Below are 13,889 nucleotides of genomic sequence, written 5' to 3' on the forward strand. Positions count from 1 at the left end.
TCCCGCACGAGCGCAAGCGCCGCCACGGTCGCGAAAATCAGCGTGAACATGTGGTCGAGGAAATGCCCGATGTTCAGGAACAGGAAGTGGCGGCTGTCGCGAGTCATGGCGGTCCCGGTGTGTTCGGGACCAGAGGTACACTTGGCCGTAACGCGACGCCATGCCAGTTTTCGTCGGGATTGGGCCAGGGGCTCGTTTCAGGAAATGCAGCATCCAAACGAGCGGCGTCGGTCCCGACCGGACACAATCATTCCGCGGACAAGTGGACGAAGTGCGTCCCAGCCGTGTCGATGACGGCGATGCCCTCCGGAGGTATCGGATCTTCGGTCCTTTCCCCGCAAAGAAATTGCACTGATTTCAGCGAGCAAGTGGGCCGCTTCAAACGCTGGCGGAAGAAGAATCACCAGCCGCCAAAACGCAGAGTCAAGCGGATTTGGGTCAGATAAACGCGGGCTCGAACGAGTGCGGCGAATCCCGACCGCCAATGGTATATTTGGCGAATCGGCGGCAAAAACCGACGGCAATCTTCCCGGACAAACCAACGCGCTAGACACGGGGCGCAATGGTGCGGCCCGGAGCAGCGAGGCTCAGTCCTTGCCGGAGATCAGGCCAATGGTTCTGAGTTGTCCGATCCACATGCCCGTTTCGGTCAGCGCCTACCAGCGCTTCCGTTTCGGAAAGTGGGAAGACGTAAGGGCGCATTGTCGGGGGCTGCCAAACCGTTACACGGTTCAGCAGCTTCCCCTTTTCCAAGTGCTCTAGCGCGAACGGAGACGGCGGCGGCAACCGCCGTCTCCACTCTTCCTAAGCCTCGCGGCCCGGAACTGGTTGCAACTTTGGTTGCGAATTTCGTTGGTAAATCACCGCGTCGTCACCCCCATGATTCGCGGTAGCAAAACAGTAGGCGCAGGACTCCTAGTTCTCAAGCTTTCTTACGTTTTTTGATTTCTTCGGCGCAGCCTTGCGTTTAGCGCCCGCTATCCGCGCCCCTCGCAGCGCCGCCTCAAAACGCTTCTGCGCTTCTTCGAGACTGAAATGTTCGTCTGATTTCATATTCATCGCGGCCCGCCAATGTCTAAAGAATATATCATCTATTGCGATGAGTCAGAAGATAAGGGCACCCACTTTTCCAATTTCTATGGTGGAGCACTCGTCACGTCCGATCATATCATGACGGTGACGGCATCCTTGCGCGCCTGCAAAGCAGAGCAGAACTTGCACAAGGAAACCAAGTGGACACGGATCACAGCGAATTACGAAAGCAAATATATTGCGTTGATTGATTGTTTTTTTGATCACGTCAAAGCCGATCGCGTCAAAATACGCATCATGTTCACTCAGAATACAGTTGTTGCTCGCGGGCTAACGCGGAAGCATGTCGATGAAAAATATTTCATCCTCTATTACATGTTCATAAAACACGCGTTTGGACTTCACTGTTCCCCCGTCATTCCGGGCGGGGTGCGACTGCGCGTTTATCCAGATCAAATCCCCGACACCCGCGAACGTGTTGAACAGTTTCGTGGTTTCATCGCGGGCCTTGCTCGTTCGCCCGCATTCCGCCACCGAAGGATTGCAATCGCGCGTGACGACATCGCGGATGTCGACTCCAAAGAACACGAGATTCTGCAGTGCCTGGATATAGTTCTTGGCGCGATGCATTTCAGGCTGAATGACAAGCATCTTGAAAAGACTGCCCGCAATGGGACGCGCCGCGGAAGCCGCACAAAGGCAAAGGAGCGCGTCTATCGCCATATCCTCACGCGCATTCAGGACATCTATCCGAATTTCAATATCGGGCGCTCAACCGGACAGCCGGACGATGATTGCCGCTGGACTCATCCGTACCGACATTGGCTCTTTACGCCCGCACGGCGCGTCGTGATCCCCGGTAGCAAGAGAGCGAAACGGCGAAGCCGGGAGGCCCCGTAGCCACTACCTTAGCCTCCCTATCGGGAGGAATATCCCGCGTGGAACGCAGGACTTCGCGGCGTACAGGGCCCCCACCTTGCCTCGCGGCCGGTGTAACCCGACCGCGAATTCCCATCGCCTTACCCCAATATATAGCGCTTGGTCGGGATTCGTTCCACTAGCCAAATGGTCTCATCCCGGCATTTTGAACGAGATTGCAGAGACGCGCTCCAGCGCCGAAACTGCAAACCGCGCCACAAATAAAGCATTTCGGGCTTGTGGTCTCACCCGGATAATTGGGACTAAATTCCTTATTTCCGCCACCTTCCCCTGCTCTACTCCGTCCTGTCCCGTCCCTGCTGCAAGGGGCGTTTCATGAGCGTCGCGAGACGCGGGGCGGGATGCGGTGGCCGTGTTGCGCGAAGGACGTATCGCGCGGCGCGGAGGCCCAAGCTGCGGATGACCCGGCTGCCATGGCAGGCAGTCACTGGGCGAGGCGCACGCGTCGGCAAGGGTTCGTCCCTCCTGATGCCTGCAAGGCGTCCGAGTGGTGGCTAAAAATGTCACGCCACCAGGGGATTCGCGGAGCAAGCCTCAAACACCGCGCGCGGAACGCCGACGCAATCGGCGGTCCGTGGTGACTGCAATCTCGTGTGCTTTCACACTTGCACACGAGGCCATGGGCTGGCTGAAAGCCCGGCGTTCCGCGCGCCCTTGCGATTTGCAGGGCAAGGAATGCGAGAGGGACTATGGGCGCGCCCGCGCCGTCACAACAACAGGGCCGGCGGAGCTTTGCCTTCCGACGTTTGCCCTTCCAGCGTCCGGTGTCCCTTGCCCCTCCCCGCCCGGCAACGCATAGTCCGCGCCATTCACGCGGGGCCAGACATAGCTGGCAGCCGGATTTGCGTCCGGCCCCGTACATTCAGACGACATTCCCAGGGGGAGACATGAAGCTCGTGCGTTATGGCCCGGCGGGCCGCGAGAAGCCCGGTATCATCGACAAGGACGGCAAGATCCGCGATCTGTCGCGCGTCGTCACCGACATCGATGGCGCGATGCTGGCGTCGGGCGGTCTCGCCAAGATCAAGGCCGCCAATCTGAACCGCCTGAAGGTCGTGCCCGGCAAGCCCCGGCTCGGCGCCTGCATCGGCAATGTGCGCAACTTCATCGCCATCGGCCTGAACTATTCGGACCACGCCGCGGAAGCCGGCATGCCGATCCCCAAGGAGCCGATTATCTTCAACAAGGCGCCGACCTCGATCTGCGGGCCGAACGACAACACCATCATCCCGAAGGACTCCGAGAAGCTCGATTACGAGGTCGAGCTTGGCATCGTGATCGGCAAGCGCGCGCGCTATCTCGACCGGAGCAAGGCGATGAGCGCGGTCGCCGGCTATTTCACCGCGAACGATGTGTCGGAGCGCGCCTTCCAGATCGACCGCTCGGGCGGCCAGTGGAACAAGGGCAAGGGCTGCGAGACATTCGGTCCGATCGGGCCGTGGTTCGTCACCAAGGACGAGATAAAGGATCCGCAAAATCTCGACATGTGGCTCGACGTGAACGGCGAGAAGCGCCAGCGTGGCAACACGCGCACCATGATCTTCGGTGTCGAACACCTCGTCTGGTATTGCTCGCAGTTCTTCGTGATGGAGCCCGGCGACATCATCGTCACCGGCACGCCTCCCGGCGTGGGCCTCGGCATGAAGCCGCCGAAATTCCTGAAGGCGGGCGATGTCGTGACCCTCGGTATCCAGGGACTGGGCGAACAGACCCAGAAGATCGTCGCACTGAAGAAGTAGGCCGTTTTCACGGCCGTTCTGCGGACGCAGACAGCCGGTCGCCTGTCGGCATGACGGGCGATCGGCGCCTCCGAAAGATAATGGAACTTCGGGGCGGCAGCGGGCTTGTCGCGGGGACGGGGCACCCCGGGAACCATGCATGCCCGATTTGAAGATAATTCAACGCACCGATACAGCCCGCGCGACCAAAGGCGGCCGCGTCGATGTCGTAACAGGCGCCGAACTTGCCCGTGTGAAGCACTGGCGCCGCGCCTTTTCCCGCCAGCGCAAGGATCACCGTTATTACGAGCTGATCGAGCGGACGCTCTGCCCGGATTTCACATACCGATACTTCATCATCAGGGACGACCGGGACAACGTACGCGCGATCCAGCCCTTCTTTCTGCTCGACCAGGATCTGCTTGCGGGGGTGCCCGCCCTGTCACGCGCGGCAGAGCGCTTCGTGCGCGGCTGGTGGCCACGCTTCCTGCGGATGCGCACGCTGATGGTCGGATGCTCCGCCGGCGAAGGCCATCTCGATTTTGCACAGGATGGATCGGATCAACATCATATCGACCGGTTTGCACGCGCGCTTCGCGAATGCGCGTTCGAAGCCGGCGCACAGCTGATCGTGATGAAAGAGTTTCCGGCGGAATATCGGGCGCCGCTGAACTGCTTCCTCGATCACGGCTTCGCCCGGATGCCGAGCTTCCCGATGGCGAGCCTCGATCTGCCGTATTGCGATTTCGAGAATTATCTGCAACGCGGCGTGAGCGCGAAATTGCGTTCGGAGTTGCGCCGGAAGTTTCGTGCGGCGGATCGATCGGCGCCCGTCGAGATGAGCGTTACGCGCGATATCACGCCGGTCATCGACGAAGTTTATCCGCTCTATCTGCAGGTCTTCGAACGCTCGTCGCTGCATTTCGAGAAACTGACGAAGGACTATCTCTGCGAACTCGGGCGCGCGATGCCGGACAAGGTTCGGTTCTTCGTCTGGCGCCAGTCGGGAAAGGCCGTCGCGTTCAGCGTGTCGATGATCCATGGCGACACGCTCTATAACGAATATCTCGGCCTCGACTATTCGGTGGCTCTCAAGCAGCACCTTTACTATTGCGCCTTCCGCGACACCACATCATGGGCCATCGCAAACGGCTACAAGCGTTCGGTCAGCACCGGCTTGAGCTATGAGCCGAAACTGCAACTGCGTTTCCGGCTCATGCCTCTCGATCTTTACATCCGCCACACGTCGCCGGTGTTCAACCGCGTGCTGCGCTGGCTCCTGCCATTGATCGAGCCGACGCGCCACGACAAGACGCTGCGCAAATTTCCGAACTACGCGGAGATGTGGCCGTCCCGCACGCCTGCGAAAGCGGAAACCTCAGGCGGCAGGCCGGACTATCCCCTCGCCTCCAGCACGGCGCGCAGCGAAATCCTGGACCATGCCGACGCCCGCTCGCGGAAGGCGAGATAGGAATCGTGTATCTTGCGCGCCGTTGCGCCACGGCTCGCGAGATCGGCCAGCACCCCGACCGATTCCTTGGAGGCTGCCGCGACAAGGTCGGACGGGAAACTCATCAGTTTGACGTTGTGCTGGGTCACCAGCGCATTCAGCGCCTCGATGTTGAGCCGCTCCATTTCGGAAAGCGCGAATGCAGCTTCCGCGGCGCATGCATGCGAGATGATCGCCTTCATCTCGGCATCGAGCGAGTTCCAGGCCTTGAGCGACACAATGCACTCGCCGGTCCCGTTCGGCTTGTTGAAGCCCGGCGCGTAATACATCGGCGCCACGCGATAGAGGCCGAGCGCAATATCCGACCCCGGGCCGGTGAACTCCGCAGCATCGAGAACGCCGGATTGCAGGCTGGTCAGGATTTCCGCGGGCGGCGTGGTCTGCGGCGTCGCACCGAGCCGGCGATAGACTTCCCCGCCGAGACCAAGCGAGCGGATCTTCACGCCCCGCATGTCCTCACGGCTCCTGATCTCGCGGCGGAACCAGCCGCCCATACAGACGCCGGTATTGCCGCCCATGAACGGCTTCACCCCGAACGGCGCATAAAGCTCGTCCCACAGCGCCTGACCGCCGCCTGCATCCACCCAGGCTACATGCTCGTTCGGCGTCAGTCCGAAAGGCACGGTGGTGAAGAAGACGGAGGCCGGCTCCTTGCCCTGCCAGAAGAACGACGCCGTGTGCCCCATTTCGGCGACACCGCCGCCGACGGCATCCAGCACCTCGAAGGCCGGCACGACTTCGCCTGCGGCCGAAACCGTGATCTCGAAGCGGCCGCCGGACAGCGCCTTGATGCGCTCGGCGACGCGCTCGGCCGACATCCCCGGTCCCGGCAAGCGCTTTGGCCAGGACGTGATCATGCGCCAGCGTTTGGTCTGCGCGCGCGCTACATTCGGCGCGGCGACAACGCCTGCGACGGCAGCGCCAGCGACAAGATTACGACGTGAAATGCTCATGTATTCTGGCCCCACAAGTTATGGAAGTGATGCACCGGGCCATGGCCGTGGCCGATGCTGAGTTGATCCGACGCCCTGATCGCGGCGGTGACGTAAGCTTTGCCCTCGCGCACGGCTTCGGCGAGCGGCATGCCTTTCGCGAGACCGGCGGCAATCGCCGACGACAGCGTGCAGCCGGTGCCGTGTGTGTTCTGCGTGTCGATGCGTTCGGCGGCGAGCCTCGCGACGGCATTCGGCTCGATCAGAAGGTCCACGCTTTCGGCGCCCGAGCCGTGTCCGCCTTTCATCAGGACGGCCTTCGCGCCGAGCGCGAGCAGCTTCTCGCCCTGCTCCCGCATCTCGCGTTCGGTCTGCGCCATCGCGGTTTCAAGGAGAGCCGCAGCCTCCGGAAGGTTCGGCGTGATCAGCATGGCCTTCGGGATCAGCACGCTGCGCAACACCTCGATCGCTTCCGGCACGAGGAGCCGGTCGCCGGATGCGGCAACCATGACCGGATCGAGCACGACCTTTTTCTGCTTGAACCGGTCGAGACCGTCGGCAACTGCGGCAATCACGTCCGGGTGCGAGAGCATGCCGATTTTCACCGCGTTGACGGCAAGATCGGAGAACACGGCGTCGATCTGGGCTGTGACGAATGACGGCGGCACATCGTGGATGCCGGTGACGCCCCTGGTGTTCTGCGCGGTCAGCGCAGCGATTACCGAGGCTCCATAGACGCCCAGCGCGGAGAACGTCTTCAGGTCGGCCTGGATGCCGGCACCGCCGCCGGAATCGGAGCCCGCGATGGTAACGGCAATCGCAGTCATGCCGCACCCCGCATCGCGAGACCGCGATCCACAATGGCACGCAGCCGCGATGCAGCCTGCGCCGGATCGGATGCGAGCGACAACGCAGAGATGACGGCGATGCCATCGGCACCGGCCGCGACCACATCCGCGGCGTTGCTTTCGTCGATGCCGGCAATCGCGCCGACCGGCATGTTCGGCGCTTTCGAGCGCGCATAGGCCGCCAATGCTGCGAAGCCCTCCGGCCGCACCGGCGGCTCCTTGTTGTCCTTCGACGAGGTTTCGAACACGCCGCCGATACAGACATAATCGAGGAGATCGAACGGCGCGGCGTCGATCTGCGCACGGGTCTTGATCGACAGACCGATGATGGCCTCTCGCCCGAGCAGGCGCCGCGCATCGGCAACCGGCATGTCGTCCCAGCCGATATGGACGCCATCGGCGCCGGCGGCGAGCGCAACATCGACACGATCGTTGATCAGCAGCGGCACGAAGCTGCCTGCAAGGGCGGCCTTGATCGCGCGGGCCTCCTCGATCATGCGCCTTGTGGAACCGGTCTTGTCGCGCAATTGCACGAGCGTGGCTCCGCCCTGCACGAGCATTCCCGAAAGCACACCGAGATCATGCCCGCCATTCCGGTCCGGATCGACAAGCGCATAGAGACGTAGATCGACACTCATGATGAAACCCTTGCGCGTGCCCTCAGCGCCGCGCGATCGAGATTGAACAACGCATCGAGAATGTGAACGCCGAAAGACCCGGGTCCGTTCGCGGCTTCACCGGCGATATTGCCCGCGACTCCGACAATCAGGACAGCGGCTGCGACCGCCTTCAGCGGATCGGGCTCGAGCGCGAGCGCAGCGGCAACAAGTGCCGATTCCGAGCAACCCATTGCAGTCACGCGGCCCATCAACGGATGGCCATTGGCAATGCTGAAGGTCCGCGAGCCGTCGCTGACAATGTCGGTTTCACCGGTGATCGCAACGATGGTCCCCCAGGATGCCGCGAAATCCTGCGGCAACCCGCCGCCTGACAGCGTTGCGAACTCCTCCGCATTCATCCGGATCGCGGCCGGCCGGTGTGCAAGCAGCGAACGCGCGTAATCGGCCCGCGGCGGGGACCGGTCGATCAGCACGGGATCAAGTACCCACGGTTTGCCGTCCTTCGTGACCTGCGCGAGCGCCATCTCGGTCGCCGCGCGCCGCCCCGCGTCGAAGGTACCGAGATTGACCAGGAGCGCATCGGCGCGCGCGGAAAACGCTGCAACCTCGTCGGGCGAAACCGTCATCGACGGTATCGCGCCGGCGGCGAGCAGGACGTTGGGCGTGAAGGTCTGAGCGACGGCGTTGGTGATGCAATGGACACGCGGCTGGCGCGCGCGCAGGCGCTCCAGCAAATCGGCAGCGTGTTCGGCAAGATCGCCCTCTGGCGCGCGCATCTCTCACTCCCTCCGCCGGCATGACCCGGATCAGGTTCGATGGGTTGGCGACAGGCGCCTCTCAGCACGACGGCCGATCCGCCGCGCACCCCATGAGATTGCTCGCTATCTAGGACGGCTTTGCGGGCGATGCAAGCGAACCGACCGGGTCCGCAGCGCGTGTGAAAAACGCGGACCCGGAACAGTCGATGCACGCCCTGGTTTCAGGTCCTAGTTCGACGCCTTGATGCCGGCCTTCTTGATGACGTCCGCCCATTTCTTCGTTTCGGCCTTGATGAAGGCATCGAACTGCGACGGCGTCATCGGCGACGGCTCGGCCCCGACACTGCGGATGCGCGCCGCCACCTCGGGCTCCTTCAGCGTCTCGACGAAAACCTCGTTCAGCTTCTTGACGATGTCCGGCGGCGTACCGGCCGGCGCAAGCACACCGTACCAGCCAATGGAGAGATAACCTTTCAGTCCGAGTTCGTCGAAGGTCGGCACATCCGGCAGGCTCGATTCGCGCTTGAGCGAGGAGACGGCAAGCGGTCTCACCGCGCCGCCCTTGATCTGCCCCATCGCAGAGGGTCCATCGGTGATGCCGAGGGGAATATGCCCGGCGACGACATCCGCAGTCGTCGGTCCGCTGCCGCGATACGGCACGAGCGTCGTCGTAATGCCGCCCATCTGGTTGAGGAGCGCCGCCGTGAGATGCATCGCGGTGCCATTACCGCCATGACCGATGCTCAGTTCTCCGGGCTTGGCCTTGGCGAGGGCAATGACATCCGCCAACGTCTTCGGCTCGAATTTCGGCGATGCGATCAGGATGAAAGGCGAAGTGCCGACCAGCGTGATCGGGATCAGATCCTTCTCCACATTGTACGGCATCTTCTCGATCAGGCTCGGATTGACCGTTAGCGAGCCGGCTGCAGAGAAACCGATGGTGTAGCCATCAGGCGCCGATTTGGCGACCGCGTCAGTTCCGAGATTGCCGCCAGCGCCGCCACGGTTTTCGATGACCACCGGCTGGCCAAGCCGCTTCTCCAGGCTCGGCAGCATGGCGCGAGCGACCACATCGGTCGAACCACCAGGCGGGAAACTGACGATCCACTTGATGGGGCGGTTGGGATAGCCCTGCGCGGCGGCAACCGCCGTCATGGACAACAAGGCCGCAATACCCGCGACCAAAACCCGCGCGAAAATGGGCATTCTGAACTCCTCCCCGGGGCTTATCTTTGTTCCCGTATCGGACGATGATATGCGATCCGCTTCCGTGATAGAAGCGCAGCTTCGATGATAGACGCGCGGCCTCCAATTGCGACATAGTGACATGAGACAGGAAAAGACCAGTGTTCTGATCGTGGGCGGCGGCCCAGTGGGGCTCACGCTGGCGATGGACCTCGCCTGGCGGGGGATCGATGTACTCGTTGCCGAAACGAGATATCCCGGCGAGCCGCCAAGCGTGAAATGCAACCACGTCTCGGCCCGCACGATGGAAACCTTCCGCCGCCTCGGTCTGGCGCAGAAGGTCCGCGACACCGGGCTCCCGGCCGATTATCCGAACGATGCATCCTATCGCACGACGTCGACCGGCATCGAACTCGCCCGTATTCCGATCCCGGCCAGGAACGAGCGCTACACGGCGACCGGCGGTCCCGATACCTGGTGGCCGACACCAGAACCGCCGCACCGCATCAACCAGACATTTCTCGAGCCCGTGATGTTTGCGCATGCGGCAGCAATGCCCGGCGTGCGCATCCTCAACCGCACGATGATCGAGGACTTCACGCAGGGCGATCACAGCGTCACCGCGACCGCGCGCGATCTCGACACCGGCGAGACTTTCCAGATCGAGGCCAAATATCTGGCCGGGTGCGACGGCAGCCGCTCAATGGTCCGCCGCAGGATCGGCGCGACGCTGTCGGGGACGCCGGTGATCCAGCGCGTGCAATCGACCTACATTCGCGCGCCGCAACTGCTCGGCATGATGCCGGGCAAGAGGGCCTGGATGTACCTGTCGCTCAATCCGCGCCGCTGCGGCACCGTGATCGCGATCGACGGGAAAGAGACCTGGCTCATCCACAACCATCTTTACGACGGCGAGCCTGATTTCGACTCGATCGACCGCGACTGGGCGCTTCGAACCATCCTCGGCGTTCCCGACGACTTCACCTACGAAGTTCTGTCCAAGGAAGACTGGACCGGCCGCAGGCTCGTCGCAGACCGCTTCCGCGACCGCCGCGCATTCATTGCGGGCGACGCCGCGCATTTGTGGATCCCGTATGCCGGCTACGGCATGAATGCCGGGATTGCCGACGCGATGGACATGTCGTGGATGCTGGCTGCCGTGCTGAACGGCTGGGCGCCCGCTTCGCTGCTCGACGCGTACGAGCGCGAGCGCCAGCCGATCACCGAGCAGGTGTCGAAATTCGCCATGGAGATGGCGCTCAACAACATGCGCCAGCGCAAGGCAACGCCGCCCGAAGTCGAACTCCCCGGACCGGAAGGCGACGCCGTGCGCGCCCGCGTCGGCAAGGAAGCCTACGACCTCAACGTCAATCAGTATTGCTGCGGCGGCCTGAACTTCGGCTATTTCTACGCTCAGTCGCCGATCATCGCCTATGACGGCGGCGAGCATCCGACCTACACGATGTCGGAGTTCACGCCGTCCACCGTGCCGGGCTGCCGCGCACCGCACTTCTTCCTGCCGGACGGGCGCTCTCTTTACGATCTGCTCGGTCCGGATTACTCGCTGTTGCGCTTCGATCCTTCCGTGCATGTGGAGGGCCTTGTGCAAGCGGCAGCGCATCGCGGCGTGCCCCTCGTCGTGGTCGATCTGCCGGCGGAGAGCGCAGGCGAACTCTACCCGCACAAGCTTGCGCTGGTCCGGCCGGACCAGCACATCGCATGGCGCGGCGATACCGAGCCGTCCGATCCTCTCGCCTTGGTGGATCTGATCCGCGGAGCGGTCGCGGCTGCGGCACGGCAGGCAGCCTGACGATGAAGCGCCTCGCGACCATCATCGTTGCGGCGCTGACATCGGCATCGCCTGCCTTTGCGCATACGGCGGACGGACTGGCCGGCGGTTTTGCGGGCGGGTTCATGCATCCCCTGCTCGGCCCGGACCACATCGCAGCAATGCTCGCGGTCGGCCTATGGGGAGCGTTCCTCGGGGCACCGGCAATTGTCCTCCTGCCGGTCGTGTTTCCGCTGGTCATGGCGCTTGGCGCCGTGCTCGGCATTCTCGGACTGCCCTTGCCGGGTATCGAGATCGGGATCGCCGTGTCTGCGGTGGTGCTGGGGCTGATGGTTGCGCTCGCGGCAAAGCCGCATCTTGCAATCACCGCGGTGATCGTCGGCGCTTTCGCAATCTTCCATGGTCATGCTCATGGCACCGAACTGCCCGATGGCGCCAACGCCCTCGCCTACGCGCTGGGCTTTGTGGTTGCGACCGGGCTGCTGCATCTCGCCGGCATCGGATTTGGATTGCTCACCCAATTTCCCCGCGGGCGCATGGCGGTCCGTGCTGCCGGCGGCGCGATCGCGATGGCCGGACTTGTGTTGCTCGGCCGGCTGATATGAGGCGAGCGGCCCATGCCGCAGCCCTGTTGCTTCTTATGCCGGACGCCACATGGGCGCACACCGTCATTCCCGGCATCGAAGGGTTTCCCGGCGGCCTGCTGCATCCCTTGCTGGTTCCGGCGCATGCGCTGACCCTGATTGGACTCGGCCTGATGGCCGGTACGCTCGCGCGGAGGACCGAGCTTCTACTGCTCGCCATTTTCGCCGCGGGAACGCTTGCAGCCTTCGCACTGGTCGCGCTCGCCTGCAGCGCAATGCAGGCGGAAAACCTCGTTCTGTGCCTGGGAGCTGCGATCGGCGTTTTGCTTGCCTCGAACCTGGCGCCGCCCGCGCCGGTCGCGATCGTCGTTACCATCGCGGTCGCCATCGCCGTGATCTTCGATTCGGTGCCGCCGGTGCTCACGATATCCGGGACCGCGCTGGCATTGACCGGTAGCGCCCTCGCTGCGACCGCTCTCGTCGCCGCCGCGGCACGGATCTCGCGAACGCTACCCGCGTCTGTCAGGACGCTCGGCATCCGCATTGCCGGATCGTGGATCGCAGCCAGCGCGATCATGGCGCTCGCGCTCAGGATGGGGGCCTAAGCCGCCCTCGCTTGCCAAGCCTTGCTCGCTTGCCAAGGCTTGCTCGCTTGCCAAGGCTTGGGGTTTTTGCTGGATTGGCCTGACGTGCTTCACGGAGACGCTCGATGGTCCCCTTCTTCGTCCAGATCAAGTGCCACATGGGCAAGTCCTATGAGGTGGCCAACGCGATTGCCGATGCCGAAATCGCATCGGAGGTCTATTCGACCGCGGGTCACTACGACCTTCTGGTGAAGTTCTATGTCGACCCGTCGGTCGATATCGGCCATTTCGTCAACGAGAAGGTGCAGGTCATTCCCGGCATCCAGGACACGCTGACCATCATCACCTTCAAGGCGTTCTGAGCCTCACGGTGCCGGCGGCGGAGCGTCGATCTCGCGCTTGCCGAGCTGCCGCTCGCGGAACACCACGATAAGTCCGGCCGCCGCGATGATGCTCGCGCCCACCAGAACGATCGGCACCGGAATTTCATCAAAGAACACGTAGCCGAAGATGAGCGCCCACAGCATCGTCGTGTAGTTGAACGGGGCAACGATCGATTGCGGCGCGAGTCGATAGCTCTCGGTCAGAAAGATGTGCGAAAGGCCGCCGATCAGGCCGGTCGCGATCAAGGCCACGAGTTGCATCGGCGAGGGCCATATCCAGCCGAATGGCAAGGTTGCCAGGCTCACCAGCGCACAGAACAGCGAGAAATAGAACACGATAGACGATGTCGTCTCGGTGTCGGTGAGGCGGCGCGTCTGGATCACCGCACCGGCGTTGATGATCGCGCCCGCCAGCCCGCAGAGCGCGCCGATCGCGGTCGCCGTTGTTGCGAGCCCCACATATCGCGAGGGATCGAAATGCGGCCACAGCATCACAAGCACGCCGATAAATCCGAGAACGACAGCCGACCAGCGATAGATCCGGATTCGCTCCTTCAGGAAGATTGCCGACAGCACCACGGTCACGAGCGGCGACGCGAACGAAAACGCCGTGGCATCGATGATCGGCAGGCGCGCGAGCGACGCAAAATTCAGGAACATGCCGCACACGCTGAAAGCGCCGCGGCCCGCATGTCCGCGCAGGCGATTCGTGCGAATCATCTGCATCAGTTCGCCGCGAAAAAGGACGAACAACGTAATCGGGATGATGCCGAATGCGGCGCGGAAAAAGACCGTCTGCCCGACTGGCGCCACTTCCCCCGAAAAACGCACAAGCGCCGACATCGCCGCAAAAAGAAGCGACGAGATCAGCGTGAACAGAATCGCCTTGTAAACATTCATGGGAACGGAAGATCGCGCCACGCGGCGCACCCGGCAGGCACAATCAGCCAGACCCCGTGTCGCCGATAGATGCGGCACGCGCAAGGCGGCGCGCCGCATGACGCCAA

The 13,889-nt window shown here is 62.8% G+C and carries 14 protein-coding genes and 1 riboswitch; of the genes, 7 read left to right on the forward strand and 7 right to left on the reverse strand.

Annotation, left to right across the window (positions count from 1 at the left end):
- Nucleotides 1-915: 915 nt before the first annotated feature.
- Nucleotides 916-1,059, reverse strand: a complete 144-nt coding sequence (locus tag VNZ93_RS17605; RefSeq protein ID WP_325707996.1) for a hypothetical protein — start codon at nt 1,057-1,059, stop codon at nt 916-918.
- Nucleotides 1,060-1,071: 12 nt separating this feature from the next.
- On the opposite strand from VNZ93_RS17605, the gene VNZ93_RS17610 reads away from it, so the two are divergent.
- The 3 genes from VNZ93_RS17610 (at nt 1,072) to VNZ93_RS17620 (ending at nt 5,160) form a co-directional block, all read left to right on the forward strand.
- Complete coding sequence (locus tag VNZ93_RS17610) at nt 1,072-1,932, forward strand: DUF3800 domain-containing protein (RefSeq protein WP_325707998.1); 861 nt, start codon at nt 1,072-1,074, stop codon at nt 1,930-1,932.
- A gap of 926 nt (nt 1,933-2,858) precedes the next feature.
- On the forward strand, nt 2,859-3,710 hold the full coding sequence (locus VNZ93_RS17615; RefSeq protein ID WP_325708001.1) for a fumarylacetoacetate hydrolase family protein: 852 nt from the start codon (nt 2,859-2,861) through the stop codon (nt 3,708-3,710).
- A 139-nt stretch (nt 3,711-3,849) separates the two neighbouring features.
- Nucleotides 3,850-5,160: a GNAT family N-acetyltransferase gene (locus VNZ93_RS17620; protein ID WP_325708004.1), complete on the forward strand. Its 1,311-nt coding sequence runs from the start codon at nt 3,850-3,852 to the stop codon at nt 5,158-5,160.
- On the opposite strand, the gene VNZ93_RS17625 is transcribed toward VNZ93_RS17620, so the two are convergent.
- The 5 genes from VNZ93_RS17625 to VNZ93_RS17645 form a co-directional block, all read right to left on the reverse strand.
- Complete coding sequence (locus VNZ93_RS17625; RefSeq protein ID WP_325708006.1) at nt 5,085-6,152, reverse strand: TRAP transporter substrate-binding protein; 1,068 nt, start codon at nt 6,150-6,152, stop codon at nt 5,085-5,087. The genes VNZ93_RS17620 and VNZ93_RS17625 overlap by 76 nt on opposite strands.
- Complete coding sequence (gene thiD, locus VNZ93_RS17630; RefSeq protein ID WP_325708008.1) at nt 6,149-6,958, reverse strand: bifunctional hydroxymethylpyrimidine kinase/phosphomethylpyrimidine kinase; 810 nt, start codon at nt 6,956-6,958, stop codon at nt 6,149-6,151. The genes VNZ93_RS17625 and thiD overlap by 4 nt, the downstream gene beginning before the upstream one ends.
- Nucleotides 6,955-7,617: a thiamine phosphate synthase gene (thiE, locus tag VNZ93_RS17635; RefSeq protein ID WP_325708011.1), complete on the reverse strand. Its 663-nt coding sequence runs from the start codon at nt 7,615-7,617 to the stop codon at nt 6,955-6,957. Before thiE ends, thiD begins: the two co-directional genes overlap by 4 nt.
- A complete protein-coding gene (thiM, locus tag VNZ93_RS17640; protein WP_325708013.1) occupies nt 7,614-8,375 on the reverse strand; it encodes a hydroxyethylthiazole kinase in 762 nt (253 codons plus the stop codon). The genes thiE and thiM overlap by 4 nt, the downstream gene beginning before the upstream one ends.
- A riboswitch (TPP riboswitch) is annotated at nt 8,365-8,478 on the reverse strand. It overlaps the preceding gene by 11 nt.
- Nucleotides 8,479-8,585: 107 nt before the next feature.
- Complete coding sequence (locus VNZ93_RS17645) at nt 8,586-9,563, reverse strand: tripartite tricarboxylate transporter substrate binding protein (RefSeq protein WP_325708015.1); 978 nt, start codon at nt 9,561-9,563, stop codon at nt 8,586-8,588.
- A gap of 121 nt (nt 9,564-9,684) precedes the next feature.
- Here VNZ93_RS17645 and VNZ93_RS17650 point away from each other — a divergent pair, with 121 nt between their 5' ends.
- The 4 genes from VNZ93_RS17650 to VNZ93_RS17665 all read left to right on the forward strand — a co-directional run bounded on the left by VNZ93_RS17650 (nt 9,685) and on the right by VNZ93_RS17665 (nt 12,861).
- Complete coding sequence (locus VNZ93_RS17650; RefSeq protein ID WP_325708017.1) at nt 9,685-11,352, forward strand: FAD-dependent oxidoreductase; 1,668 nt, start codon at nt 9,685-9,687, stop codon at nt 11,350-11,352.
- A 2-nt stretch (nt 11,353-11,354) separates the two neighbouring features.
- Nucleotides 11,355-11,936, forward strand: coding sequence for a HupE/UreJ family protein (locus tag VNZ93_RS17655; RefSeq protein WP_325708023.1), 582 nt, complete (start codon nt 11,355-11,357; stop codon nt 11,934-11,936).
- Nucleotides 11,933-12,520 carry a HupE/UreJ family protein gene (locus VNZ93_RS17660; RefSeq protein WP_325708026.1) on the forward strand — a complete coding sequence of 196 codons (588 nt, stop codon included), beginning with the start codon at nt 11,933-11,935 and terminating at the stop codon, nt 12,518-12,520. The genes VNZ93_RS17655 and VNZ93_RS17660 overlap by 4 nt, the downstream gene beginning before the upstream one ends.
- 104 nt (nt 12,521-12,624) lie before the next feature.
- On the forward strand, nt 12,625-12,861 hold the full coding sequence (locus VNZ93_RS17665; RefSeq protein ID WP_325708029.1) for an Lrp/AsnC family transcriptional regulator: 237 nt from the start codon (nt 12,625-12,627) through the stop codon (nt 12,859-12,861).
- 3 nt (nt 12,862-12,864) lie between these two features.
- Here VNZ93_RS17665 and VNZ93_RS17670 read toward each other — a convergent pair whose 3' ends face one another.
- Entirely contained in the window at nt 12,865-13,782 is a 918-nt protein-coding gene (locus VNZ93_RS17670) for a DMT family transporter (RefSeq protein ID WP_325708032.1), read from the reverse strand.
- Nucleotides 13,783-13,889: the final 107 nt, after the last annotated feature.

The sequence above is a fragment of the Pseudorhodoplanes sp. genome, from assembly GCF_035565795.1.
Taxonomy (GTDB): Bacteria; Pseudomonadota; Alphaproteobacteria; order Rhizobiales; family Xanthobacteraceae; genus Pseudorhodoplanes.

Excerpts from the sequence above, each read along its gene's own strand:
- VNZ93_RS17660 (WP_325708026.1), top strand. The coding sequence starts at position 11,933 with ATGAGGCGAGCGGCCCATGCCGCAGCCCTGTTGCTTCTTATGCCGGAC.
- thiD (WP_325708008.1), bottom strand. The coding sequence starts at position 6,958 with ATGACTGCGATTGCCGTTACCATCGCGGGCTCCGATTCCGGCGGCGGT.
- VNZ93_RS17665 (WP_325708029.1), top strand. The coding sequence starts at position 12,625 with ATGGTCCCCTTCTTCGTCCAGATCAAGTGCCACATGGGCAAGTCCTAT.
- VNZ93_RS17620 (WP_325708004.1), top strand. The coding sequence starts at position 3,850 with ATGCCCGATTTGAAGATAATTCAACGCACCGATACAGCCCGCGCGACC.
- VNZ93_RS17650 (WP_325708017.1), top strand. The coding sequence starts at position 9,685 with ATGAGACAGGAAAAGACCAGTGTTCTGATCGTGGGCGGCGGCCCAGTG.
- VNZ93_RS17645 (WP_325708015.1), bottom strand. The coding sequence starts at position 9,563 with ATGCCCATTTTCGCGCGGGTTTTGGTCGCGGGTATTGCGGCCTTGTTG.
- thiE (WP_325708011.1), bottom strand. The coding sequence starts at position 7,617 with ATGAGTGTCGATCTACGTCTCTATGCGCTTGTCGATCCGGACCGGAAT.
- VNZ93_RS17610 (WP_325707998.1), top strand. The coding sequence starts at position 1,072 with ATGTCTAAAGAATATATCATCTATTGCGATGAGTCAGAAGATAAGGGC.
- VNZ93_RS17625 (WP_325708006.1), bottom strand. The coding sequence starts at position 6,152 with ATGAGCATTTCACGTCGTAATCTTGTCGCTGGCGCTGCCGTCGCAGGC.
- VNZ93_RS17615 (WP_325708001.1), top strand. The coding sequence starts at position 2,859 with ATGAAGCTCGTGCGTTATGGCCCGGCGGGCCGCGAGAAGCCCGGTATC.
- thiM (WP_325708013.1), bottom strand. The coding sequence starts at position 8,375 with ATGCGCGCGCCAGAGGGCGATCTTGCCGAACACGCTGCCGATTTGCTG.
- VNZ93_RS17605 (WP_325707996.1), bottom strand. The coding sequence starts at position 1,059 with ATGAATATGAAATCAGACGAACATTTCAGTCTCGAAGAAGCGCAGAAG.
- VNZ93_RS17670 (WP_325708032.1), bottom strand. The coding sequence starts at position 13,782 with ATGAATGTTTACAAGGCGATTCTGTTCACGCTGATCTCGTCGCTTCTT.
- VNZ93_RS17655 (WP_325708023.1), top strand. The coding sequence starts at position 11,355 with ATGAAGCGCCTCGCGACCATCATCGTTGCGGCGCTGACATCGGCATCG.